This window comes from Stenotrophomonas sp. GW821-FHT02D01 (assembly GCF_059421765.1).
Window position 1 is genome coordinate 16920 of sequence record NZ_JBWKVP010000014.1, and the last position, 24718, is coordinate 41637.

At 64.9% G+C, this 24718-nt stretch carries 20 protein-coding genes; 11 read left to right on the top strand and 9 right to left on the bottom strand.

The genetic code is table 11. From position 1 onward, the window contains the following. Nucleotides 1-12 precede the first annotated feature (12 nt). The 3 genes from AC07UW_RS18950 (at nt 13) to AC07UW_RS18960 (ending at nt 4439) form a co-directional block, all read left to right on the top strand. The gene (locus AC07UW_RS18950) at nt 13-1617 is read left to right on the top strand and encodes a peptide chain release factor 3 (protein ID WP_089236493.1); all 1605 of its coding nucleotides are present in this window, start codon (nt 13-15) and stop codon (nt 1615-1617) included. A 96-nt stretch (nt 1618-1713) separates the two neighbouring features. Further along, on the top strand, nt 1714-2352 hold the full coding sequence (gene trhA, locus AC07UW_RS18955; RefSeq protein ID WP_312107132.1) for a PAQR family membrane homeostasis protein TrhA: 639 nt from the start codon (nt 1714-1716) through the stop codon (nt 2350-2352). A 113-nt stretch (nt 2353-2465) separates the two neighbouring features. After that, the gene (locus AC07UW_RS18960; RefSeq protein WP_495212658.1) at nt 2466-4439 is read left to right on the top strand and encodes an AsmA family protein; all 1974 of its coding nucleotides are present in this window, start codon (nt 2466-2468) and stop codon (nt 4437-4439) included. Between the two features lie 506 nt (nt 4440-4945). Here AC07UW_RS18960 and AC07UW_RS18965 read toward each other — a convergent pair. The 3 genes from AC07UW_RS18965 to mtgA form a co-directional block, all read right to left on the bottom strand. Continuing rightward, nucleotides 4946-5377, bottom strand: coding sequence for a CBS domain-containing protein (locus tag AC07UW_RS18965; protein ID WP_223496196.1), 432 nt, complete (start codon nt 5375-5377; stop codon nt 4946-4948). Then, nucleotides 5337-6356 carry a glycosyltransferase family 2 protein gene (locus tag AC07UW_RS18970; protein WP_223496197.1) on the bottom strand — a complete coding sequence of 340 codons (1020 nt, stop codon included), beginning with the start codon at nt 6354-6356 and terminating at the stop codon, nt 5337-5339. Before AC07UW_RS18970 ends, AC07UW_RS18965 begins: the two co-directional genes overlap by 41 nt. Before the next feature lie 105 nt (nt 6357-6461). Next, the gene (gene mtgA, locus AC07UW_RS18975; protein ID WP_223496198.1) at nt 6462-7211 is read right to left on the bottom strand and encodes a monofunctional biosynthetic peptidoglycan transglycosylase; all 750 of its coding nucleotides are present in this window, start codon (nt 7209-7211) and stop codon (nt 6462-6464) included. 77 nt (nt 7212-7288) lie between these two features. Between mtgA and hslO the strand changes: the two genes are divergently transcribed. From hslO to AC07UW_RS18990, 3 genes are all read left to right on the top strand, one after another. Next, a complete protein-coding gene (gene hslO, locus AC07UW_RS18980) occupies nt 7289-8182 on the top strand; it encodes an Hsp33 family molecular chaperone HslO (protein WP_495212659.1) in 894 nt (297 codons plus the stop codon). A 120-nt stretch (nt 8183-8302) separates the two neighbouring features. After that, nucleotides 8303-9157 (top strand): XOO1806 family protein, encoded by an 855-nt coding sequence (locus AC07UW_RS18985; protein WP_032952038.1) that lies wholly within the window; start codon nt 8303-8305, stop codon nt 9155-9157. Nucleotides 9158-9532: 375 nt separating this feature from the next. Further along, nucleotides 9533-12292 carry a TonB-dependent receptor gene (locus AC07UW_RS18990; RefSeq protein ID WP_495212660.1) on the top strand — a complete coding sequence of 920 codons (2760 nt, stop codon included), beginning with the start codon at nt 9533-9535 and terminating at the stop codon, nt 12290-12292. 140 nt (nt 12293-12432) lie between these two features. Here the strand turns inward: AC07UW_RS18990 and AC07UW_RS18995 are convergent, their stop codons facing one another. Then, complete coding sequence (locus AC07UW_RS18995; RefSeq protein WP_025877807.1) at nt 12433-13035, bottom strand: TetR/AcrR family transcriptional regulator; 603 nt, start codon at nt 13033-13035, stop codon at nt 12433-12435. A 142-nt stretch (nt 13036-13177) separates the two neighbouring features. Between AC07UW_RS18995 and AC07UW_RS19000 the strand changes: the two genes are divergently transcribed. The 3 genes from AC07UW_RS19000 to AC07UW_RS19010 all read left to right on the top strand — a co-directional run bounded on the left by AC07UW_RS19000 (nt 13178) and on the right by AC07UW_RS19010 (nt 17109). Beyond that, nucleotides 13178-14095 (top strand): alpha/beta fold hydrolase, encoded by a 918-nt coding sequence (locus AC07UW_RS19000; protein ID WP_033831779.1) that lies wholly within the window; start codon nt 13178-13180, stop codon nt 14093-14095. Then, nucleotides 14092-16569, top strand: coding sequence for an acyl-CoA dehydrogenase (locus tag AC07UW_RS19005; protein ID WP_495212661.1), 2478 nt, complete (start codon nt 14092-14094; stop codon nt 16567-16569). Before AC07UW_RS19000 ends, AC07UW_RS19005 begins: the two co-directional genes overlap by 4 nt. A 72-nt stretch (nt 16570-16641) precedes the next feature. Further along, nucleotides 16642-17109, top strand: a complete 468-nt coding sequence (locus AC07UW_RS19010) for a hotdog fold domain-containing protein (RefSeq protein WP_025877801.1) — start codon at nt 16642-16644, stop codon at nt 17107-17109. Between the two features lie 498 nt (nt 17110-17607). On the opposite strand, the gene AC07UW_RS19015 is transcribed toward AC07UW_RS19010, so the two are convergent. Both AC07UW_RS19015 and AC07UW_RS19020 read right to left on the bottom strand, forming a co-directional pair. Next, nucleotides 17608-17958 (bottom strand): DUF1304 domain-containing protein, encoded by a 351-nt coding sequence (locus AC07UW_RS19015; RefSeq protein WP_495212662.1) that lies wholly within the window; start codon nt 17956-17958, stop codon nt 17608-17610. 76 nt (nt 17959-18034) lie between these two features. After that, on the bottom strand, nt 18035-19363 hold the full coding sequence (locus tag AC07UW_RS19020; protein WP_495212663.1) for an NTP/NDP exchange transporter: 1329 nt from the start codon (nt 19361-19363) through the stop codon (nt 18035-18037). Between the two features lie 287 nt (nt 19364-19650). Between AC07UW_RS19020 and AC07UW_RS19025 the strand changes: the two genes are divergently transcribed. Further along, complete coding sequence (locus AC07UW_RS19025; protein WP_025877795.1) at nt 19651-21051, top strand: serine hydrolase domain-containing protein; 1401 nt, start codon at nt 19651-19653, stop codon at nt 21049-21051. A 112-nt stretch (nt 21052-21163) separates the two neighbouring features. Here the strand turns inward: AC07UW_RS19025 and AC07UW_RS19030 are convergent, their stop codons facing one another. Next, entirely contained in the window at nt 21164-21922 is a 759-nt protein-coding gene (locus AC07UW_RS19030; RefSeq protein WP_495212664.1) for an SDR family NAD(P)-dependent oxidoreductase, read from the bottom strand. Nucleotides 21923-22034: 112 nt separating this feature from the next. Here AC07UW_RS19030 and AC07UW_RS19035 point away from each other — a divergent pair, with 112 nt between their 5' ends. Next, the gene (locus AC07UW_RS19035) at nt 22035-22955 is read left to right on the top strand and encodes a LysR family transcriptional regulator (protein WP_495212665.1); all 921 of its coding nucleotides are present in this window, start codon (nt 22035-22037) and stop codon (nt 22953-22955) included. A gap of 63 nt (nt 22956-23018) precedes the next feature. Here AC07UW_RS19035 and AC07UW_RS19040 read toward each other — a convergent pair whose 3' ends face one another. Next, nucleotides 23019-23546 (bottom strand): hypothetical protein, encoded by a 528-nt coding sequence (locus AC07UW_RS19040; RefSeq protein ID WP_025877789.1) that lies wholly within the window; start codon nt 23544-23546, stop codon nt 23019-23021. Between the two features lie 776 nt (nt 23547-24322). Continuing rightward, on the bottom strand, nt 24323-24718 hold the full coding sequence (gene gcvH, locus AC07UW_RS19045; protein ID WP_025877788.1) for a glycine cleavage system protein GcvH: 396 nt from the start codon (nt 24716-24718) through the stop codon (nt 24323-24325).

Genomic DNA, 24718 nt, shown 5'->3' on the forward strand with positions numbered 1-24718 from the left:
GGCGCCACTGCCATGTCCGAAGTCGCCACCGAAGCGTCGCGTCGCCGCACGTTCGCCATCATTTCCCACCCTGACGCCGGCAAGACCACGCTGACCGAAAAGCTGCTGCTGTTCGGAGGCGCGATCCAGATGGCCGGCTCGGTGAAGGGCCGCAAGGCTGCCCGCCACGCCACCTCGGACTGGATGGCGCTGGAAAAGGAGCGCGGCATCTCCGTCACCTCCTCGGTGATGCAGTTCCCGTACGAAGGCAAGATCATCAACCTGCTCGACACCCCGGGCCACGCCGACTTCGGCGAGGACACCTACCGCGTGCTGACCGCGGTGGACTCGGCGCTGATGGTGATCGACGTGGCCAAGGGCGTGGAAGAGCGCACCATCAAGCTGATGGAAGTGTGCCGCCTGCGCGACACCCCGATCATGACCTTCATCAACAAGCTCGATCGCGAGGGCAAGGAGCCGATCGACCTGCTGGATGAGGTTGAAAGCGTGCTCGGCATCCAGTGCGCACCGGTCACCTGGCCGATCGGCATGGGCCAGCGCCTGAAGGGCGTGGTCCACCTGATCACCGGCGAAGTGCACCTGTACGAACAGGGCCGCAACTTCACCCGTCAGGATTCGACCATCTTCCCGTCGATCGATTCGCCCGGGTTGGCCGAGAAGATCGGCGAGCGCATGCTGGCCGACCTGCGCGACGAACTGGAACTGGTGCAGGGTGCCAGCCACCCGTTCGACCTGCAGGCCTACCGGGCCGGCAAGCAGACCCCGGTATTCTTCGGTTCGGGCGTGAACAACTTCGGCGTGCAGCCGCTGCTGGACTTCTTCGTCGAGCACGCACCGTCGCCGCAGGCGCGCTCCACCACCGGCCGAGAAGTCGCCCCGCAGGAGCCGAAGCTGACCGGCTTCGTGTTCAAGATCCAGGCCAACATGGATCCGCAGCACCGTGACCGCGTGGCGTTCATGCGCGTCTGCTCGGGCCGGTTCACTGCCGGCATGAAGACCCTGCACGTGCGTACCGGCAAGGACATGAAGCTGGCCAATGCGCTGACCTTCATGGCCAGCGACCGTGAAATCGCCGCCGAGGCGTGGCCGGGCGATGTCATCGGCATCCACAACCACGGCACCATTTCCATCGGCGACACCTTCACCGAAGGCGAGGCGATCACCTTCACCGGCATCCCCAACTTCGCCCCGGAACTGTTCCGTCGCGCCCGCCTGCGCGATCCGCTCAAGCTCAAGCAGCTGCAGAAGGGCCTGGCACAGTTGTCCGAGGAAGGCGCGACCCAATTCTTCCGTCCGTTGACCAGCAACGACCTGATCCTGGGTGCGGTGGGCGTGCTGCAGTTCGATGTGGCTGCCTACCGGCTGAAGGACGAATACGGCGTGGAAGCCACCTTCGAGCAGGTCAGCGTGACCACGGCGCGCTGGGTCCACTGCAGCAACGAGAAGAAGCTGGAGGAGTTCCGCGAGAAGAACGCGCTGAACCTGGCCCTCGACGCGGCCGGCCACCTGGTCTACCTGGCGCCGACCCGGGTCAACCTGCAGCTGGCGCAGGAACGTGCGCCGGACGTGCGTTTCTCGGCAACCCGCGAAGCCGCGCATACGGTCACCGGCAACTGATTGCAGCGACCATACGGTGGCGGGGGTGCACGCGCCCGCCATCGCGGCGATGATAGGGGGGTGCAGGTCCCCCTCCCTGCAGACGATGCCCATGCCATGTCCACGACTTCCGCTGTTTCGATCCGTGAAGAAATTGCCAGCGCCCTGACCCACGGGCTGGGCGCGGTGCTTGCCCTGGCCGCCAGCGCGGTGTTGATCACCCTGGCTGCGATCTACGGCGATGGCTGGCAGCTGGCCAGCGCGATCGTGTTCGGCATCGCCCTGCTGCTGCTGTACACCGCCTCCACGCTGTACCACGCCATCCAGCACCCGCAGGCCAAGGGCCGCCTGAAGGTGTTCGACCATTGCGCGATCTATGTGCTGATCGCCGGTACCTATACCCCGTTCACCCTGATCGGCCTGCGCGGCCCCTGGGGCTGGGGCATGTTCACCGCGATCTGGGCGCTGGCGCTCGGCGGCGTGGTGTTCAAGCTGTTCTACACCGGCCGCTTCAAGCTGTTGTCCACGGTGATCTACATCGCCATGGGCTGGCTGGTGGTGGTGGCAATCAAGCCGATGTGGGCCTCGATCGATGGTGGCACCCTGGCTTGGCTGTTCGGCGGCGGCCTGTCCTATACGCTGGGCACGTACTTTTACCACCGCGAATCCATCCCCTATTCGCACGCGATCTGGCATCTGTTCGTGATCGGTGGCAGCGTCTGCCACTTCGTCGCCGTGACCCGACAGGTGCTGTGATCCCGTATTGAGGGTAACGCCAGGCCCCTGGCCGGCGAGCAGGCACCGGCTCTGCACACGATGCATATGATCGCTTCGCGCCCCGTCCACCCCGACGGGGCAACCATGGCGGTGTGAATGCTGCCTCTGCTCCTGCTGATTCCAAGGCGTCGCGCTGGCGTCTGCGTCGCCCCGGTCCCCGCGGGCAGCGCTGGCTCGCCGTGCTGGTGTTCCTGTTCGCAGCACTGCTGGTCCTCATCGCCCTGTGGGACTGGAACTGGTTCAAGGGCCCGGTCGAACGTGCGGTGCAGGCGCGTACCGGGCGCGCCCTGCACATCGGCAACCTGGATGTCGAACTCGGCCGTACCACCACCGTGCGCGCCGATACCCTCACCTTCGCCAATGCGCCCTGGGCGAAACAGCCGAACATGGCCAGCGCAGACCGGGTTGAGATCGACGTGCGGGTGTGGCCCCTGCTGCGCGGCAACGTGCAACTGCCCGAGATCCGCCTGACCCGCCCTGACGTGCTGCTCGAGACGGCTCCACGCAAGGGCGACCCGGGCAACTGGAACTTCCTCGGCGAGAGCAGGGGCGGCACCACACCGCAGCTCAAGCGCCTGCACATCGACGATGGTCGCCTGCAGTTCCTCGACGCACTCGGCCGCACCGACATCCTGGTGAACGTGCGTAGCGGGCAACCGAAACAGGCCGACGCTGCACCACCGTTGCTGGTGGCCGGCAAGGGCCGCTGGCGGGGCAATCCCTTCATCCTGAGCGGCGGCACCGAATCGCCGCTGGAGCTGACCGACAGCGCCCATCCTTTCCGCATCCATCTGGATGGCCGCGCTGGCGCGACCCATGCCGTCGCCACTGGCACCCTGACCAACCCGTTCCAGCTGCAGGTGTTCGACCTGCAGTTCGCGCTGAGCGGGCAAGACCTGGCCGATCTGTATCCATTGCTGGGCATCGCCATTCCGCCCTCCCCGCCCTACGCACTGGATGGCCGGCTGAAGCGTGATCACCAGGTGTGGCGTTACGAGCGCTTCACCGGAAAGGTCGGCGACAGTGACCTGGGCGGCGATGTGCAGTTCGATGTCTCCAGGGAACGCCCCCGGATGACCGCGAACCTGGTGTCGCGCCGCCTCGATTTCGATGACCTTGCAGGCTTCGTCGGTGCCCCCCCGAAGACCGGTGGCGGCGAGACCGCCAATGCAGAACAGCGGGCCGAGGCCGCACGTGTGGCCGCCAGCGCAAAGGTGTTGCCGGCCACGCCGTATAACCTCGGCAAGCTTCGCGCGATGGATGCCGACGTACGCTGGAAGGCCCAGCGCATCAATGCGCCGAAGCTGCCGCTGGACGACATGGATGCACACCTGCTGTTGGATGATGGTGTACTGCGGCTGGACCCGCTGAACTTCGGCGTTGCTGGCGGCGACATCCGCAGCACGATCCGCATGGACGCACGTCGCCCGCAGATCGCAACCTCGTTGAAAGCCAGCGTGCGCGGCGTGCAGCTGGGCCAGTTGTTCCCCGATGCCAAGCTGGCCGAGCAGGCCAAGGGGGGGATCAGCGGCGCCATTGATCTGACCGGCAACGGCAACTCGATCGCGGCGATGCTCGGCAGCAGCAGCGGCAACGTGGCGTTGGGCATGGGCCGCGGCCATGTCGGCAACCTGCTGATGGAAGTGGCGGGGCTGGACATCACCGAGTCGCTGAAATTCCTGTTTACCGGCGACAAACAGATTCCGCTGCGATGCGCCTTCGCCGACTTCGGCGTGCGCGAGGGCCTGATGCATACCCGGTCGATGGCAGTGGACACCACCGACACGATCATCCTCGGCGAGGGCGATGTCAGCCTGCGCGATGAAACGCTGGACCTGCTGCTGAAGCCACGACCGAAGGACAGGAGCATCCTGGTGCTGCGCTCGCCGCTGCGCATCGGCGGCACCTTCAAGGACCCGTCGTTCCGCCCGGACTTCAAGGCTCTGGGTATCCGGGGTGCGGTGGCGTTGACGCTGGGCAGCATCGCGCCGCCGGCGGCACTGCTGGCCACCATCGAACTGGGGCCGGGCAAGGATGCCGACTGCGGTGGGCACTACGCGAAGTAGAGCGGGCGTTCGGCGCCTTGAATTTCAATGCGGCAAGCCGGAGCAAGGCAACAGGCAGGACACGCCGTAAACCCGTCCTTGGGGGCTCGGTCGGCGCATCCATGCGCCTCACGGTCCTGCCTGCCGCCTTGCTCCGGCTTCGGACAGTTTCCCGCGCGCGCGAAACGAGAGCAGGAATTCAAAGTCAAAAGAAAAGAAAAAAGCAGAATCCAAAGCTGTGCCAACCGAGGTTGGCATCTACCAACGGCGGATTGTCGGGATGAAAGCCACCGCGCTCGCAGGAACGTGTCCTGAGGCGGAGGGTATGGCCGTGCAGGACCGTTGGCGCCATGGATGGCGCCATCGAGCCCCCAGGGATGGGTTTACGGCGTGTCCTGCACGGCCATACCCTCCGCATCCCCGCACATCAGGCAGGCGCCGCTTTGCTTTTGCACTTGCCGTTGCCGTTGCCGTTGCTCCGGCTTCGAAAAGCGGGCCGGCGGGCCGCAGGCCCGCCAGCGACAAACTCACCCCGCCACGATGTACTGCTGCAGCTGATCCAGCTCGCGCCGCTGCGCGTCGATCACCGACTTCACCAGGTCACCGATGGAAATCACCCCCAGTACCTGCCCGCCCTCGACCACCGGCAGATGGCGGATGCGGTAATCGGTCACCAGTTGCAGGCAGTGTTCCACCTGCTCAGCGGGACTCACTGTCACTACTTTCGCGGTCATGATCTCCGACACAGCGGTATCGCGCGACGAACGATCGTGTAGCACGATCTTGCGTGCGTAATCACGCTCGGACAGGATCCCGACCAGCCGGGGTCCGTCCATCACCAGCACTGCACCGATGCCCTTCTGCGCCATCAGCCGGATCGCATCGATCACCGCCGCGCCAGGCGCGACCGCATGCACTTCAGGGGACTTGCCGTCCAACAGTTGCCGTACCGACGTCATCTGCCTGCCCTCCCAGGGTGGGTTGCAGGTCCGAGTCTGCCACGGAAGGGGCCAACCATGCGTCAACCAGGTACAACGGCCGTTGCTTGGACTCCTCGTAGAGACGCCCCAGGTACTCGCCGATAAGCCCAAGCGCGATCAACTGCACGCCCCCGAGGAACAGGATCACCGCCATCATGGTCGGCCACCCGGCCACCCGGTCGCCGTACATGGCCGCCTTGGCGATCACCCAGATGGCAAATACGAAGGCCACGCCCGCTGTGGCCAGCCCCATGTAGGTGGCCGCCCGCAGCGGGACCGTCGAAAAACCGGTAATACCTTCCAGTGCGAAGTTCCACAGCCGCCACAAGCTGAACTTGCTGGTGCCGGCCAAGCGGGCGTGCCGGTGATACGGCACCGCCACGCGGCGGAAACCAACCCAGCTGAAGAGCCCCTTCATGAACCGGTGGCGTTCGCGCATCTCGCGCAGTGCGCTCAGCGCGCGCGGCGACAACAAACGGAAATCGCCGGTATCGGCCGGAATGGGCGTGCGCGAAAGGCGGCCTATAACCCGGTAGAACATCGACGCGGTCGCACGCTTGCTCCAGCTTTCACCGTCGCGCACCAGGCGGGTGCCGTAGACGTTGTCGTAGCCCTCCCGCCAACGCTCGACGAACTGCGGCACCAGTTCCGGCGGGTCCTGGCCATCGGCGTCGAGGATCATCGCCGCGCCTTCGCGCACCTGGTCCAGGCCGGCGGTCAGCGCGGCCTCCTTGCCGAAGTTGCGCGACAGCTTCAGGGCCGATACCCGCGGGTCAGTCTGGGCCAGCGACGTGATCAACGACCAGGTCGTGTCACTGCTGCCATCATCCACGTACAGGATGTGCCCATCGATTCCGACCAGGCCATCCAGTACCGCGCACAGCCGCGGATGCAGCTGGGGCAGTGCCAGTTCCTCGTTGTGCGCGGCGATGACGAAAGTAAGGCGTTCGCGAGTCATCGCGCGATTGTACGTGGTTGACGGGCGCGCAGCCCGTCAGTCAACGGTTCCAGGCACCTGCTTGCCGTACGAATACCGAGGTACCACCAGCACCGCTCGTGCCCCTCAGTCTTCCGCCAGATACCCCGCTCCACCCAGCTGCCTTGCCTGGCGCTGGATCCACGACGCACGCCGCTGCACGTAGGGGCCTGGCTTGGCCGCGTTGTAGCGGCGCGGCGCCGGCAGCACGGCCGCCAGACGTGCACTCTCCGCAGGGCTCAGCCGCGCGGCGTCCTTGCCCCAGAATGTCTGCGCCGCCGCCTGTGCGCCATACACGCCGTCGCCGAACTCGGCGATGTTGGCGTACATCTCCAGGATCCGCTGCTTCGGCCAGAAGGCTTCGATCAGCACCGTGTACCAGACCTCCAGGCCCTTGCGGATCCAGCTGCGGCCCTGCCACAGGAACAGGTTCTTGGCCACCTGCTGGCTGATCGTGCTGGCACCGCGCAGGCGTCCGCCCCGCGCGTTGTGGTCGCGCGCCTTTTCAATGGCCTGCAGGTCGAATCCGCTATGGTCAGGGAAGCGCTGGTCCTCGGCGGCCACCAGCGAGATGGGCAGGCTCGGCGCCATCTGGTCAAGGTCCCGCCACTGGTAGTGCAGCCGGTAGGACCAGTCACCTTCACCCAGTGCCTCGCCGAAACGCCAGACCATCACCGTGGACAGCGGCGGATCGATGAAACGCAGCACCAGCACCTGCAGGCAGCTGAAAGCCACGAACAGCACCGGCAGCCACAGCAGCCGCTTCCAGCGCCAGCGCCTGCGCGGCGCCGTGTCGGCGGCGGCCACTACCTTGTCCTGCTCTCCCCCTGCCCCCATTACTGGTGCATCCTTCTTATGCCTGGTTGTCGGCGCATTATCCGGCAACCATCCCTGTTTCCGCGCGATGTGAGCCGATGACCGCCCAATCCGATTCCCTTATCCGTTTCCTGCTCCCCGACGCCGGTGTCCGTGGCGTCCACGTGCGCCTGCAGACCACCTGGCAGGACATCCAGTCCCACGGCGAGTATCCGGACAGTGCAACCGAGCTGCTCGGCGAGGCCTGCGTGGCGTCGGCGCTGTTCACCGGCCACACCAAGGTGGACGGCCGCCTGTCGATCCAGCTGCGCAGCAATACCGCGCTGCGCACCCTGTTCGCCGAATGCACCGCCGCCGGCACCCTGCGCGGCATCGTCCAGTTGGCCGAGGGCGGTGACGCCCCCCGCGACCTGACCGATCTGGGCCAGGATGCCCTGCTGGCCATCACCATCGAGAATCCGGGCCTGGATCCGCGCGAACCGCAGCGCTACCAGAGCCTGGTCGCGCTGACCGCGCCGGAACTGGATGAAGCGTTCGAGGACTACTTCCGCCAGTCCGAGCAGTTGCCGACGCGGCTGCTGCTGGCCGCCGGCCGCGACGGTGCTGCCGGCCTGCTGCTGCAGAAGCTGCCGGGCGATGAAGGCGACGACGATGGCTGGTCCCGTGCCAGCGCGCTGTTCGACACCCTGGGCAAGGCGGAGCTGCTTGCTACCCCGGCCGAGGAACTGCTGCACCGCTTGTTCCACGAGGAAAAAGCGGAGCTGGTGGGTGACAAGGCCCTGTCCTTCGCCTGCTCCTGTTCGCGTGAACGGGTCGCCTCGATGCTGGTCTCGCTGGGCGAGGAGGAGGCCCGTGCGGCTGCCGAAGACACCGGCGCATTGGACGTGCGTTGCGAATTCTGCGGACAGGAGTATCACTTTCCGTTGACGGAGTTCGGCATACTGTTCCACGGTGCCCAGGGGGCTGTACCGGCACCTGAACGTCTTCAGTAAAAACGAATGAGTCTTGTATCTGGGGAGGAACAAGGCTTGTTAAGAATTCATAAACACCCTAGGATCGAGTTCCCGCCCCAGCGGGAACTTTCACTGTCCGTCACTGTCTGAACTGGTCCGATGCGTACCTTCCTGCGTCTACCGCTGGCCCTGCTGATCGCTCTTGGCGCGATCACGGGCGTGCATGCGCAGAGCAAGGACACCCGCACCGTCATTCCGGTCTGGAACAAGGGCAGTGGCAAGGTCGAGGCCCTGCTGTACCTGGAACCGACCGGCGAGCAGGCCGTGGGCGCACGTTGGCATTTCGGCCGCAATTCGCTCGATGCTGCGTTCGGCCTGTCTTCGGGCGACTCGCTCGGCCTGCTTTGCAACAGCAGCAGCGGCTCCAGCATCAGCGGACTGGCCAGCCATTGCATGCTGGCCAGCCTGGGCGACGACGATGATGCCATCGGCTCCAACCGGCGCCTGACCGGTACCGCCGCGCTCAACCGTGGCACCGGCCGCCTGGGAATCACTGCCGGCACCGGCCGCGAGACCCTGCCCGCCTGGCTGGCCACGCCCAGCAAGACCCCGTCGCTGCGCGCCGAACAGAATGACCTGACCGTGTTCGCGCAGAAGAACATCGGTCGCGAAGGCTTTGTCTCCATCGCCGGCACCTATGCCAAGGCACGCCTGGTACCACTGGCTGACGCCTCACCGGCCATCGTTGACCGCTGGGACAGCAAGAGCCTGAGCCTGGGCGCCGGCTACGGCAATTTCAGCGGCAGCATCATCGGCCGCGTGGTGGACGTTCCCGGCAAGCCCGGCAAGTGGGAAGGCCTGGGCATCGGCCTGACCTGGCGCACCCCGTGGTCCGGTCAGCTCACCGTCGGCGCGGAAAACGTCATCAGCCGCGGCAAGAACCCGTTCTCCCCGCGCAACGAAAGCAACGATGACGGCACCGTGCCGTACGTGCGCTACGAGCAGGATCTGTAGTCGCTCATCGACTGCCAACAAACTGTGTTGAACATCGGGCGCCCAGGGGCGCCCGAATTGTTTCTGGACGCATCTGTCAAGTGCGAAAAGCACCTATCCGTTACAAACGGATACATCACGACATGCATCAACTGAAACTTTTTTGTGCGTTGAGGGCAGGCAGGCGCGGTTGCGTCCCTTCCCACATCCAGATAACTCCTTGAAATAAAAGAAATCAGAGCGCATTCATGTGTAACCACAGCGTGAATTAACGCAGCTTTAATTTTTGGCTGGGGGCCGTTACTATCGATTCAGCCTCGCGATTTTGGAGCCTTCTTTTTTGGCACCGCCGCGCAGGCACTACCCCAGCCAAGATTTCTTGGAGAGAGAGAGCCAATGAATTTCCAGTCCAACAAGCTGCGTGACGCTGTCGTCGTCGCGCTGATCGCCGGTGCGGCGACGTCCGTAACGGCCCAGGCGCAGGAAGCGACCAACCTGGATCGCATCTCGGTGACCGGTTCGCGCATCAAGAGCACCGACATCGAAACCTCGCAGCCGGTCCTGAGCCTGACCCGCGCCGACATCGAAAAGCAGGGTGTGACCTCGGTCGCCGACATCCTGCAGCGCGTCGCCGCCAACGGTGCCGCCCTGAACCGCACCTTCAACAACGGTGGCGACGGCTCTGCGGGTATCAGCCTGCGCAACCTGGGCAGCGCCCGCACCTTGGTGCTCGTCAATGGCCGTCGCTGGACCACCGGCCTGGACGGCAGCGTCGACCTGAACACCATCCCGACCGCGATGGTCGAGCGCATCGACGTCCTGAAGGACGGCGCATCGACCATCTACGGGTCGGACGCCATCGCCGGCGTGGTGAACATCATCACCAAGAAGGACTTCGACGGCGCCGAAGCGAACTTCTACAAGGGCCAGTACAGCGCTGGCGACGGCGAGCGTGAAGCGGCCGACTTCACCATCGGCACCACCACCGACCGCTCGTCGCTGACCCTGGGCGCTTCCTATGTCAAGGAAGATTCCGTCGGCGCCGGCGACCGAAAGATCTCTGCTGGCGGGCCCCCGTTCTTCGGCGGTCAGAGCAGCACCGGTCTGCCGGGCTCTTACATCCGTGACGGCAGGCGCTATGTCATCATCAATGGCGTCGAAACCCCTTTCAACAGCCAGATTCATGGCTACAACAGTTCGCCGGACAACTACCTGCTGACCCCGCAGGAACGTACCTCGTTGTTCGCTACCGGCTCGTACAACATCACCGATAACATCACCTTCCGTACCGAGGCGATGTACAACGAGCGCAAGTCCGAGCAGTTGTTGGCGGCCATGCCTGTGACCGGGCAGACGCTCAGTGCTGACAGCCTGTACAACCCGTACGGCGTAGATCTGACTGGCGTCAACCGTCGCTTCAATGAAAGCGGTGGCCGCTCGTTCAACCAGAACGTGAAGAACTGGCACTTCTACGGCGGCTTCGAAGGCTTCTTCGAATTTGCCGACCGCAATTTCGACTGGGATGTCGGTTACCGCTACGACAAGACCGATCAGAACGATCTGACCTACGGTCTGTTCAACAAGACCAACTTGGCCAACGCCTATGGCCCATCGGAACTGCGCAACGGCGTTCCTGTGTGCGTCAGCGCCCCGGGCGGCGATGTAATTCCTGGCTGCGTACCGGTCAATCCGCTCGGCCCGGAAGGCTCGATCTCGCAGGGTGCGATCGATTACACCTCCTTCACCGCGCATGACTCCTCCAATCTGGTATCAAAGGGCTACTACGCCAACATCTCCGGCGAGATCGTGCAGCTGCCCGCCGGTGCCTTGGCCTTCGCAGCAGGGTATGAGTACCGCAGCGAAAGCGGCCAGTTCGATCCGGATGCGTTCATTGCATCGGGCCTGAGCACCGGCAACGGCGCCAAGCCCACCAAGGGCAGCTATTCGCTGGACGAAATGTTCTTGGAACTGTCGATCCCAGTACTTGCTGATCTGCCGGGCGCCAAGCTGCTCGACTTCAGCGTGGCCACCCGTTACTCGAAGTACAGCAATTTCGGCAACACCACCAACAACAAGTTCGGTTTCCGCTGGAAGCCGATCGACGACCTGATGATCCGCGGCAACTACTCGGAAGGCTTCCGCGCACCGAGCATCAGCAACATGTACGCCGGTGATTCCGATTCGTACGAGACCTACGCTGATCCCTGTGCCCTGGCCAACAACCCGACCGGTGCTACGCTCGCGCTGTGCCAGGCTCAGGGTGTGCCGGCCAACTTCGTGCAGCCCAACAGCGTGGACTCCAACGAAGTCGCGCAGCCAGGTGCCTTCCAGACCAACGAGCCGTTCACCTGGGCCTCCAACCCGGATCTGAAGCCGGAAACCTCGACCAGCAAGACGCTGGGCGTGGTGTTCAGCCCGAGCTTCGTGCAGGGCCTGAACGTCACCCTGGACTGGTGGCAGATCAAGGTTGAGGACGCGATTACCCGTCCTGCGATCGGCGACATCATGGACCGCTGCTACAGGGGCAACGCTTCCGAGCAGGCGGCCTACTGCGGCCTGATCACGCGTGACCCGAACTACGGCACCACGGAAGAGAACTACACCATCACCAATGTGCGCATGCCGCTGCAGAACCTGGCGTCGTACAAGGTGGAAGGCTGGGACCTGGGTATCGCCTACCGTCTGCCGGAGACCTCGTTCGGCCAGTTCACCATCAGCTGGGACAGCACCTACCTCAGCAAGTGGGAAACCAAGGCAACCAAGGATTCGGCTGCCGTGGGCTACCAGGGTCGCTATCTTGATCAGGATCCGTACTGGCGCATCCGTTCCAACCTGTATGTTGACTGGAGCTTCGGCGACTTCGGCGTGAACTGGGGCATGCGTTACAAGTCGGGTATCACAGAAGAGTGCGATCTGGGCTCGCTGCAGAGCTACTGCTCGGATCCGGACGGCAGCGAAAACCGCCTTCCGACCACCGTCTACCACGACGTTCAAGTGCGCTACAACACGCCGTGGAAGGGCACGATCATGCTGGGTCTGAACAACGCGTTCGACAAGCAGCCGCCGGTTTCCTACCAGGTCTCGTACAACATGTTCGACCCGCAGTACGACCTGCCGGGCCGCTACATGTACATGCAGTACAAGCAGAAGTTCTGATCGATCCACTGATCAGCTGATGCAGCAACGGCCCCGAAAGGGGCCGTTGTTTTTTGTACGTTCGCTGCTGGCGTCAACGCCAACGAAAAAAAGGCCGCGGCACTGCCGCGGCCTTTCAGCATCCAGCGATGAAGAACGCCTCAGCCGTTCGGAATCAACGTATCGATCAGATGCTCGACATACGCTTCGAAATCCTCGCGCGCCTGCTTGGGCTGCTGCAGCTGCAGCGACAACTGCAGGAAGCCCACATACGCTGCATACGCAAGGCGTGCGCGATGGCGTGCATCTGTCGAGCTCAGGCCCGCCTGGCGGAACGAAGCGATCAGGTAATCAAGCCGTCGCTGTGACACACGGTCGATCACCGGCCGCACCATCGGATGGTCCAGCGCCTTCAGCAGCTCGCTGTAGATGATGTGCGGCTGCACTTCGTGCGCCACCATCTGGAACAGCTGGCGCAGGCGCACGCGCGGATCCGGCACGTCTTCCAGGCTGCCGAACACCTGTTCCTGCTCGAACAGTTCCCAGCGTTCCAGTGCGGCCTGCAGCAGCGCATCACGCGAAGGAAAATGCCAGTAGAAACTGCCCTTGGTCACGCCAAGGCGGCGCGCCAGCGGCTCCACCGCGACGGCGCTAACACCTTGCTCGGCAATCAGATCGAGGGCCGCCTGGGCCCAGTCTTCGGCACTCAGGCGGCTGTTGCGGCCGGCACGCGGTTCGCCGGCGGAAGCGTCAGGTTGATTCATTTGCTGATTTAACCATACGCCGGGGTTCGTTGCAGTACGCGGTTGCGGCCGAAACCGTCGGCAGCCGGGCCGGGAGGCATTCCCGCCGCGCACCATACCGTGCAGTATTGACTTCCTGCCGAAGCAATCCATACTAGCGAGTATGGTTATGTCCCCTACTCCCGCTGCGTTCCATGACCTGCGCCTGGAGGCTGCCCACGGCGCCTCGCTGGCTGCAACCGCCAGCACCTCGGGCCGTCGCGGGCGCGTATTGTTCGCGCATGGGTTTGGCCAGACCCGCCATGCCTGGACGACCACGGCCAAGGCATTGTCCGCTGCCGGCCTGCAGACCCTGGCTTACGACGCCCGGGGTCACGGCGATTCCGACTGGAATGCGGCCGATCTGGCCTACCACGGTGAGCAGTTCGCCGATGACCTGATCGTGCTGGCCGGCGAACAACCGCGGCCGCCGGTGCTGGTGGCTGCCTCGATGGGCGGCCTGTTCGGCCTGCTGGCCGAATCACGCTGGCCGGGCCTGTTCTCGGCCATGGTGCTGGTGGATATCACCCCGCGCTGGGACACCGCTGGCGTCGAGCGCATCCTCGCCTTCATGACCGCGCATCCGGAAGGATTCGCCTCGCTGTCGCAGGCTGCCGATGTGATCTCGGCCTATGTGCCGCATCGCCCGCGCAAGTCCGAAGACTCACTGCGCGCCCTGCTGCGCGAAGATGGCCACGGTCGCTGGCGCTGGCACTGGGACCCGCGCCTAGTGGCCGAACTGGCACGTGACAGCGAGCAGCACCAGGACGCACTGGCCGAAGCCGCGCGCCAGGTGAAGTGCCCCCTGCTGCTGGTCAGCGGTGGCCGCAGCGATCTGGTCACCCCGCAGACGGTGGCCGAATTCCTGGCATTGGCGCCACACGCGCGCCACGTACAGTTGCCGCAGGCCACGCACATGGTCGCCGGTGATGACAACGACGCCTTTACCGCTACTGTGTTGGACTATCTGGACGTGTTGCCCGCAGCGGATGCTGCAGCTTCGTCCGCCATAAACGAGCACGTCACCGGAGCACGCTCATGAGCCTCGTCATTCCCTTCCTCGCCCTGCTGCTGGCAGGCGCGTTCGTCGCCTACCACCGCATGCGCCTGCTGACCTGGACGCTGATCAGCGTGGCCCTGCTGTTGGCCTGCTGGTTCATCCCCTACGTCAACCAGACCGCCACGATCGTCGCCGCCGCGATACTGGCCGTGATCGTCGTGCCGCTGCTGCTGCCGTTCATCCGCAAGCCGCTGCTGACCGGCCCGATGATGAAGGTGTTCCGCAAGGTGCTGCCGCCGCTGTCGCAGACCGAGCGCATCGCCTTGGAAACCGGCTCGGTCGGCTTCGAAGGCGAACTGTTCACCGGTGATCCGGACTGGAACATCCTGCTGAACTACCCCAAGCCGCAGCTGACCGCTGAAGAACAGGCCTTCCTCGATGGCCCGGTCGAACAGCTGTGCACGATGGTCAACGACTGGGAAATCACCCACGTCCATGCCGACCTGCCGCCGGAACTGTGGGCCTTCATCAAGAAGAACAAGTTCTTCGGCATGATCATTCCGAAGGAATACGGCGGCTTGGGCTTCTCCGCGCTGGCCCACCACAAGGTGATCCAGAAGCTGGCCTCGGTGTCTTCGGTGGTCAGTTCCACCGTCGGCGTGCCCAACTCGCTGGGCCCGGGTGAACTGCTGGTGCATTACGGCACCCAGGAACAGAAGGACCAGTACCTGCCGCGTCTGGCCGATGGCCGTGAAGTGCCCTGCTTCGGCCTGACCGGTCCGTTCGCCGGCTCCGACGCGACTTCGATTCCCGACTACGGCATCGTCTGCAAGGGCGAGTGGAACGGCGAGCAGGTGCTCGGCGTCAAGCTGACCTTCGACAAGCGTTACATCACCCTGGCGCCGGTCGCCTCGCTGATCGGCCTGGCCTTCCGCATGTACGATCCGGATGGCCTGATCGGCCAGACCCGCGACATCGGCATCACCCTGGGCCTGCTGCCGCGCGAGACCGCCGGCGTTGAAATCGGCCGTCGCCACTTCCCGCTGAACTCGACGTTCCAGAACGGCCCGATCCGCGGCAAGGACGTGTTCATTCCGCTGACCCAGCTGATCGGTGGCGCTGCGATGGCCGGCAAGGGCTGGAACATGCTCAACGAGTGCCTGGCCGTGGGCCGCTCGATCACCCTGCCCTCCACTGCCAGCGGCGGTGCCAAGGCTGGTGCCGCGGTCACCGGTGCCTATGCGCGCATCCGCAAGCAGTTCGGCCTGTCGGTCGGCCGCTTCGAAGGCGTGGAAGAAGCGCTGGCCCGCATCGGTGGCAAGGCGTACAAGATCAGCGCGCTGTCGCAGGCCACCGCCGCTGCTGTGGACCGCGGTGACGTGCCGTCGGTGCCGTCGGCGATCGCCAAGTACCACTGCACCAACATGAGCCGCGAAGTGATCTCGGACATGATGGACGTGATCGGCGGCAAGGGCATCATCCTGGGGCCGCGCAACTTCGCCGGCCGCAGCTGGCAGGCCGCGCCGATCGCCATCACGGTGGAAGGCGCCAACATCATGACCCGCAGCCTGCTGATCTTCGGCCAGGGTGCGATCCTCTGCCACCCGTGGGTGCTGAAGGAAATGAAGGCCGCGCAGGACCCGGACACCCGTGCCGGCCTGCAGGACTTCGACCGCAGCCTGTTCGGCCACATCCGCTACGGCATCTCCAACGCCGTTCGTTCGTTCTGGTTCGGCCTGACCGGCGCACGCTTCGGCGCTGCCCCGGGTGATGCCTATACCCGCCGTTACTTCCGCAAGCTGGACCGTTACTCGGCCAACCTGGCGCTGATGGCCGACATCTCGATGATGACGCTCGGCGGCAAGCTGAAGTTCAAGGAATCGCTGTCCGGCCGTCTGGGCGACGTGCTGAGCCATGTCTACATGACCAGCGCCATGCTCAAGCGCTACCACGACGAAGGCGCGCCGCAGGCCGACCAGCCGCTGCTGGCCTGGGCCTTCCATGACAGCGTGCACAAGATCGAGGAATCGCTGTCGGCTGCCCTGCGCAACTTCCCGATCCGTCCGATCGGCTGGCTGATGTGGGCACTGATCTTCCCGCTGGGCCGTCGTGCCGAGGCCCCCGGCGACCGCCTGAGCCGTCGCGTGGCTGCGCTGCTGATGGCCCCGAACGAAGCCCGCGACCGCCTCGCCAGCGGCGTGTTCCTGACCCCGTGCGAGAACAACCCGGGTGGCCGCATCAACAGCTACCTGAGCAAGGCGATCATGGCCGAGCCGGTGGAGCGCAAGTTCCTGAAGGCGCTGAAGAGCAAGGGCATCGAGGCGCTGGACTTCAACAGCCAGCTCGACGAGGCCGTGGCCGAAGGCGTGATCACCCAGGACGAGCGCAGCCTGCTGGAAGAGCTGCGTACGCTGACCCTGGACACCATCACCGTGGACGACTTCGACACCCACGAACTGCGCGCGGCCAGCTACTACGACCGCCAGAACAAGGACCCGCACTCGCAGGCGGCCTGATCGCCCGCGACACGCGTTGCCTCGACGGCGGGCCTGGCCCGCCGTCGCTTTGTCCGCCAACCGGGAAACGCCATGTCCACGCCCCTGCTTTCGCTCTACCACCGCCTGCAGCGCTGGCCTGCCGGCACTTGGCTGTTCTCGCGCGCGGTGTGCTTCAAGGCCCCCTATTTCGCCAGCATCGCCCCGCGCATCACGCGCCTGGAGAACGGCCGCTGCGAGGGCACGCTGGCCGACCGCCGCAAGGTGCGCAACCACATCGGCACGGTGCACGCGATCGCGATGTGCAACCTGGCCGAACTGACCGCCGGGCTGATGGTCGATGCGTCGCTGCCCAAGGGCATGCGCTGGATCCCGAAGGGCATGCAGGTGCAGTACCTGGCCAAGGCGCGCGGCACGCTGCAGGCGACGGCATTGCCGGCGCAGCCGATCGTGGTGGCGACCGAAGGCTATGCGTTGCCGGTGACGGTGAGTGTGCGCGACCGCGCGGGGACGGAGGTGTTCAGCGCGGTCATCGACATGTGGGTGTCGCCGGCGAAGTGATGTTGCCGCGAACGGCGCAGCCCCTCGTGGGTGGACGGCGAAAGCGGTTTATCGGTTGGGCCGGAGGGGTGGGATGCCCAGGGGACGCCGTGAATACGTCCCTGTAGGCTCGGGCGCGCCATCCATGGCGCTTACGCCCCTGCGCATCCCACCCCTCCGGCCTCTGACAGATCTCTGCGGCGTCCACCCACGCAAGAGAAAAAGAAGAGCAAAAGCAAAAAAGCGGCCCGGAGGCCGCTTTTTTCATGCGCGCAGAACCCACGAGCGCAGCGACCCGCTGTTGCTCTTGATCTTCTTTTCTTCTCCGTGGGCTGGCCGCGCACGGAACCTGTCAGGGGTGGGACGGGTGGGCCGTGCAGGGGCGTTGGCGCCATGGATGGCGCCATCGAGCTTACAAGGACGTACTTGCAGCGTCCCCTGCACGGCCCACCCGTCCCACCAAACATATGAACTGCTCTACGCGACCCACCCACGAGGGGCTGTGCCGTTGGCCGGAAATCACGCCAGTGCGCGAAACACCAACGCCAGGATCGCCGGCACCGCCTGGATCATGAAAATGCGCCGGCTCACGCTGTACGCGCCATAGCACCCCGCCACCACCACGCACACCAGCGAGAACGTCACCAGCACCGGCTGCGCCAGCATCAGCCCCACCACGATGCCCGCCGCCAGGAAGCCGTTGTACAGGCCTTGGTTGGCCGCCAGCACGCGCGTGGTCTCCGCCTTCTCCGGTGAATTGCGGAACGTCTTCAGGCCCAGCGGACGGGTCCACAGGAACATCTCCAGCACCAGGAAATGAACGTGCAGCAGGGCGACCAGCAGGGTCAGGACGAGCGCGATCCAGTACATGTGCGGTTCCTTGGACAGGGATGGAGAATGGGGTCAGATCCCTTCCCCTGCGGGACAGGGATCCGCCCCCGGAAAATCAACGGTCGCGCGGCAGCTTCTTCTCTTCGCGAAGCACGCCGAACGCCGCCAGTGTCATCAACCCGGCGACGGCTACACCACCGATAAACACCACGTGCGAACCGAACAACGACAGCCCCTTGTGCAACCAGGCGAAGCTCAGGTCGGCGCCGCGGTACACCACCGTGTCGATCGCCGCGCCGGCCTTGTAGCGCCACTGCCGGTCTACGCGGGTGTAGATGGTTTCGCGGGCAGGCTTGGCCAGGGCGAACTCGCTGGCGCGGGTCATCACCTGCACCACCGCCACCATCAGCGGCATCGGCGATGCGGCCAGCACCGAGAAGCCGAGCAGGATCGCGAAGCCCGGGATCAGCAGCGCTGGGGCGATACCGTGGCGCGACAGCAGCCAGCGGGTCAGCCCGAGCTGCATCAACAATGCCAGCGCATTCACCGCCAGGTCGATGCGCGAGAAGAAGGCTGTGGCAGCGCCTGCATCAGTGAACGAGGCACGCACGATGGTGGCCTGCTGGTTGTACAGCAACGTGCCCACCCCCACGCCGAACAGCACCATGATCGCCAGCCAGCGCAGCATGGGTTCGCGCGCGATCAGCTTCAGGCCATCAAGCACGCTGCCGCCCATCGGCTGCTCACCCGACACCAAACGCTGCTCACGCTCGCGCAGCACCGCCCAGTACCGAAGCCGCCAGATGCACAACAGGCAGATCATCAAGAAGCCAGTCGATACCAGCATCAGGTTGGCGATGCCCACCCGCTGCACCAGCACACTGGTGATGAACGGGCCGAGGAAGGCGCCAATGGTGCCGGCCGCACCGATGTAGCCGTAGTACGCCCGCGCCTGCGCGTTGGAGAACACATCGGCCATGAAGCTCCAGAACACCGCGACTGCAAACAGGTTGAAGACGCTGATCCAGAAGAAGAAGGCCATGCCGCGCCCGGGCACGTCGCTGTCGAACAGTGCATAGAAGCCCAGCAGGGTGGCGATGAAGAAGCCGTACACCGCCGGCAGGAACACCCGCCGCGGGAAGCGGCTGACCAGCCAGCCATAGACCGGCTGCAGCACCAGCATGATCACGAACACGCAGGAGAACAGGAACTGCAGGACGAAGTCCTTCAGGGCGATGCCATGGCTGGCGAACCAGGCGATCAACGCCGCCGGGAACACCGTCTCCAGGTCGGCCGAAGCAGCCATCGCCTCGCGCACCGGCCGCAGCACGTAGTAGCCGCTGAGCAGGCAGAAGAAGTACAGGAACGACCACCACAGCGCCGGCGACTCGCGCAGCGCGGCCACCAGGCCCTTGAGTGCCCTGCTTTCACGCGCCGCGCTCACGCGGCTCCCCTCGCCCGCAAACGGCGGTTGGACAGCGGCATGGCGGGCTCCGGGGGCAGTGAAGCGCGTACGTTATCCAATGCACTGCAACATCGCCAGCGCAGGCGGCGCCGATGGCTGCAACGCAGTGTCACGGACCGGCCCGACGGACACCTTGTGATACACGCTTTTCTGGCGTCAAAAATCCAACTTTTTCAACGAGATGCGCATTCATCTTCGCTTTGTTTGTGCACAGGCGAAAAGCGGCGCTAGAATCATCCCCAGCAGTCGCGCACGGGTTCCAACCGATGAAAAAGAACAGCCTGCGTCGTCCGATCCGTTCGGCGGCCACCGGTTTGCTGGGCATGTTGATGCCCCTTGCCTTGTCCACCACCGCGCAGACCCCGCCGGCGTTGCCGCCGATGCCGACCAACATCGAAACCGCTGCCGGTGGCGCGGTCGCCCACACCCAGCCTGCCGCCTACCGCACCGGGCTGGTGCCGCAGGTGCAGTTGCCCGCCGCCGGTTTCAACGTCGCCAACATCGAATCGATGGCGCAGCAGCTCACCTATGGCGAGCGCGTGCCGGGCATGGCAGTGGCCATCGTGCAGGGCGGCCGCGTGCTCAGCGCGCGCGGCTACGGTGTCACCGATGTCAACAACCCGTTGCCGGTCGACGCCCACACCGTGTTCCGCCTGGCATCGCTGTCCAAGGCGTTCGCCGGCACCATGGCTGGCCTGCTGGTCAACGATGGCACCCTGCGCTGGGACAGCAAGGTCACCGACTACGTGCCGGGCTTCCGCCTGAACTCGCCGGAGGCCACCGACCGCCTGACCGTGGCCGATGTACTCAGCCACCGCGTCGGCCTGCCGTACAACGCCTATGACCGCGACATCGAAGGCAATGCCGAGTACTACGCGCTGACCCAGAAGCTGGCCAACACCAGCCTGAAGTGCCTGCCGGGCGACTGCTACGCCTACCAGAACGTGGCCTTCAGCCTGATCGGCGACGTCGTGTATGCCGCCTCCGGCAGCTTCTACGAGCAGTCGGTCGAACGCCGCATCTTCAAGCCGCTGGGCATGAACGATGCCAGCCTCGGCCTGGCCGGCATCCAGGCCAGCTCGCGCTGGGCGCGCCCGCACGTGCGCAGCCGCAACGGCTGGGTGTCGCTGACGCCGAAGCCGACCTATTACCGGGTCGCCCCTGCTGCTGGCGTCAACGCCAGTGCCAGTGACATGGCGCAGTGGCTGCTGGCCCATACCGGCCACCGCCCGGACGTGCTGCCAGCGCCGCTGCTGGCCACGCTGCACTCCAGCCTGATCAACACACCGGGCGAGATGCGTTCGGGCTGGCGCCGCGAACGCCTGCATTCGGCCGGCTACGCGCTGGGCTGGCGCACCTTCGACTACGCCGGTCACGATGTCGTGTTCCATGCCGGCGCGGTGCAGGGCTACCGCGGCCTGGTTGCACTGGTGCCCGAGCGCGACCTCGGCATCGCCATCATGTGGAACGGCGAAAGCGGCCTGCCCAGCGGCCTGCTGCCGACCGTGCTCGACGCAGCCCTCGGCCTGCCGTCGCAGCGTTGGCTGGACGTGGACACCGACTTCGGCAGCGACAACCTGATGGCCGAGGGCGCCACCCCGGCACAGCAGGACAAGCGCAAGGGCAAGGGCGCTTCGGGCAACCGCGCGGTGGCTTCGCCGCGCTGAGCTGAGCTGGCGAGCTGGACCGTAAACAGAAGGGCGGCCCTCGGGTCGCCCTTTTCGTATGCGCTTGCGCGTCCTCCACGTGGCGCCACGCCCTGACGAATCGTGCCGGAGGCTAGTGGGCGAAGTAGTGCATTCCCCCATCCACCGGAATCACCGCCCCGGTGATGTACCCCGCCAACGGCGACGCCAAGAAGGCAACAAGGTGCGCCACCTCCTCCGGTTCGCCGAAACGCCCCATCGGAATGTTGCGGGCGATGAACTCACGTCGGCTCTCTTCCGTGGGATGCAGCCGATCCAGGATCTGCGCGCTGTTGATCCGCCCCGGCGCGATCGAATTGACGGTGATGCCCTCGCCCGCCACGTCGCAGGATAATCCCTTGCTCCACAGATGCAGCGCCGCCTTCGCCGGGCTCGCGGCATTCACCGCACGCGGCTCCATCGACCCGCTGAGGTTGATCACACGCCCCCAGCCATTGGCCCGCATCGACGGCAGCAAGGCCTGCGTCAGCCGTCGTGCCGCCGAGAAGTTCAGTGCCATCGCCTCGTCCCACACCTCGTCTGCTGCGGCCACCCCGGCCAACCGTGCGCCACCGGCCGCGTTGACCAGGATGTCCACGTGCTGCAGCGCCTGCAGCGAAGCGCTGGCGATGCACTGCACATCGTCGGCGTCGGTCAGATCGCCCATCAACACGACGGGTGCCGGTCCACCCGCCGCCTCGATTGCGGCCGCCACCGATTGCAACGGCGCCTGCCGCCGCGCGGTGATCGCCACGCGCACACCCTGCCTCGCCAGTACCCGCGCAACACCTGCGCCGATGCCACTGCCTGCGCCGGTGACCAGCGCGGTACGTCCTTCAAGATCCAGTTTCATGTGTTGCCCTGCCAGGTTCTGCCGGCCCATCTGGCCGTGCGGACATGCTCTTTGAACACCCTCGATTGATAAACTCCGGCGAGGTTTCAACATTCAGAACCCGGGGTGTCAGATGAACCTGTTGGAGAGCATGCAGGTCTATGTGCTGGCCGTGGAAAAGGGCAGCCTCAGTGCCGCGGCATCGGCACTGGACATCTCCGCGACGATGGCCGGCAAGCACCTGCGCGCCCTGGAAGAACGGCTGGGCATGCAGTTGTTGAACCGCACGACCCGTCGGCAGCACATGACCGCTTTCGGTGAGGCCTACTTCGGCCGCTGCAAAGAGATCCTGCGCCTGGTGGAGGAAACCGATGCGCAGGCCCAGCATCACCACCTGGCACCGGCGGGCACGCTGCGGATCAGTGCACCGGTGATCTTCGGCACCCATGCGCTGGTGCCGGCACTGTCGACCTACATGGACCGCCACCCCGAGGTCAGTGTCGAACTGGTCCTGACCGATCGCGTGGTCGAACTGGCCGATGAGGGATTCGAGGCCGCCATCCGCATCGGCACGCTTGCCGACGCCACGCATCTGGTGGCGCGCCCGCTCAGCCCCTACCGGCTGACCCTGTGTGCATCACCGGCCTATCTCGCACGGCATGGCACGCCGCACAACGCGCAGGAGCTGCAGCAGCATCAATGCCTGTCGCTGGATCCGGCTGCGCTGTCGCACTGGCTGGGCAACGAAGCGGCATTGCCAGCGCCGCCTTCGGGACGGTTGCAGATCAACAACGGCGAAGCGTTGCGACTGGCCGCGCTGCAAGGCCAGGGCATCATCCTGCAGTCGAGCCTGCTGCTGGCAGCAGACATCGATGCGGGTAGCCTGGTCCCGTTGCTGCCGGAACATGGCCGGCACGGTCGGCCCATGCACGTGGTCTATGCGCACGACCGCTATCACTCGACCCGGCTGCGCAGCTTCGTGGATTTCCTGGTCGAGCGGTTTCCCTGTGAAGCAGCTGACCATCGCAGCTGGCCAGGCGCAGACGGCCCATAAAAAAACCCCCTCCCCGCTGGGCAGTCGGGGAAGGGGTCTCAGGGTACGGCTATCGGGAAGTACTTAGATCAGCGGTGCCGGAGTTGCCGGAAGGGCCACCGGAGCGGCCTTCTTCTTGCGGGCGGCCGGCTTGCGCTTGGCAACCTTCTTGGCAGCCTTCTTCGGGGCAGCCTTCTTGGTCGCCTTCTTCGCAGTCTTCTTCACTGCCTTCTTGGCGGTCTTCTTTGTCGCCTTCTTCACTGCCTTCTTGGCGACCTTCTTGGCCGGCTTGCGGGCAGTGGTCTTCTTGGCGGCTTTCTTGGCAGTCTTCTTGGTGGCCTTCTTGGCTACCTTCTTGACGGCCTTCTTCGCGGTCTTCTTGACGGCCTTCTTGGCAGCGGACTTCTTGGCTACCTTCTTGGCCGCCTTCTTCACTGTCTTCTTCGCCGTGGCCTTCTTGGCGACCTTCTTGGCAGCCTTCTTCACTGCCTTCTTGGCGGTCGCCTTCTTCGCGACCTTCTTCACTGCCTTCTTGGCAGCGGCCTTCTTGGCGACTTTCTTCACCGCTTTCTTGGCGGCGGGCTTTTTCTTCGCAGCTTTCTTGGTTGCCATGGTGATGGCTCCTCGTCAGTGATAGGGAGTTGAAACGCCCAGGTGGATCAAACCCGCCCATGCTGCGTGCGGGGACCGCCGGCGCGTCGGGCGCGCCGTTACGGATGCGGTGATGCCCGCCACTATCGGCGGAGCAGGCATCGGAACAAGGGTCGCCTTGCATTTCTCCGGGGGAAGCGGAGCCATGTCCACCGTCTTGAGGATCGCGGTGGTCTTCGAGGGGCTGCTTCGCATCGGACGATTGATTCTGCGCACTCGGTTTGGCAGGCAAGGTCTGCTGAGGCGAAACCTAATCACGGTTTTTTTTACTGTCAACAACCCCCGCGAAAAATTTTCACATCCGCCGCGTCCCGGAAGCCCTTCCCGCGCCTGCCGATGTTCCTCCGCGAGCGCCGGCAAACACTGCATCGCTCATCGTCGCTGCCATCAACTGCGCACGAACAGCGAAGAAAAAACACTTGAAATAAGCACTCTGCGTCATGTAGGGGCCTGAAGCGGAACGCTACGCGGCGGCGCAGCCATGCATGGCAACGCACGCGCCAACGCCACCACAACGGACCTGCAACAAGGCCAAAAACTTTTCACATCCGGGCGCGCCGCCGCGGGGGTGGAAACGCGGATTTGCGCAAAACTGCGCACGCCTTTTGGCCGCGCTCAACACCGACTGATGCCATGGCGATGGCATGCGGCGAACCGGCCGGCATAAGTTCGAAGTCTCCTCCAAAACGAAAACGGCCACCCGAGGGTGGCCGTTTTCGTACCGGGGAAACGACGACTCAGTGCTCTTCGTCTTCCAGGCCTTCGGCGTACGCGTCCGGGTCCAGCAGCTCGTTGAGCTCGTCGCTGTTGGAAACTTCGACGACGAACATCCAGCCATCGCCGTAGGCGTCTTCGTTGATGGTTTCCGGCTTGTCGGCCAGTGCCGAGTTGACCTCGACGATGGTGCCGCTGATCGGGCTGTAGACGTCGGAGGCGGCCTTCACCGACTCGACGACCGCGATCTGCTCGTTGGCCTTGGCGGTCGCGCCGACTTCGGGCAGCTCGACGTAGACCAGGTCACCCAGCAGGCCCTGGGCGTGGTCGGAAATACCGACGGTCACGCGGCCATTGCCTTCGACACGGGCCCACTCATGGGACTTGAGGAACTTGAGGTCGCCGGGGATCTCGCTCAT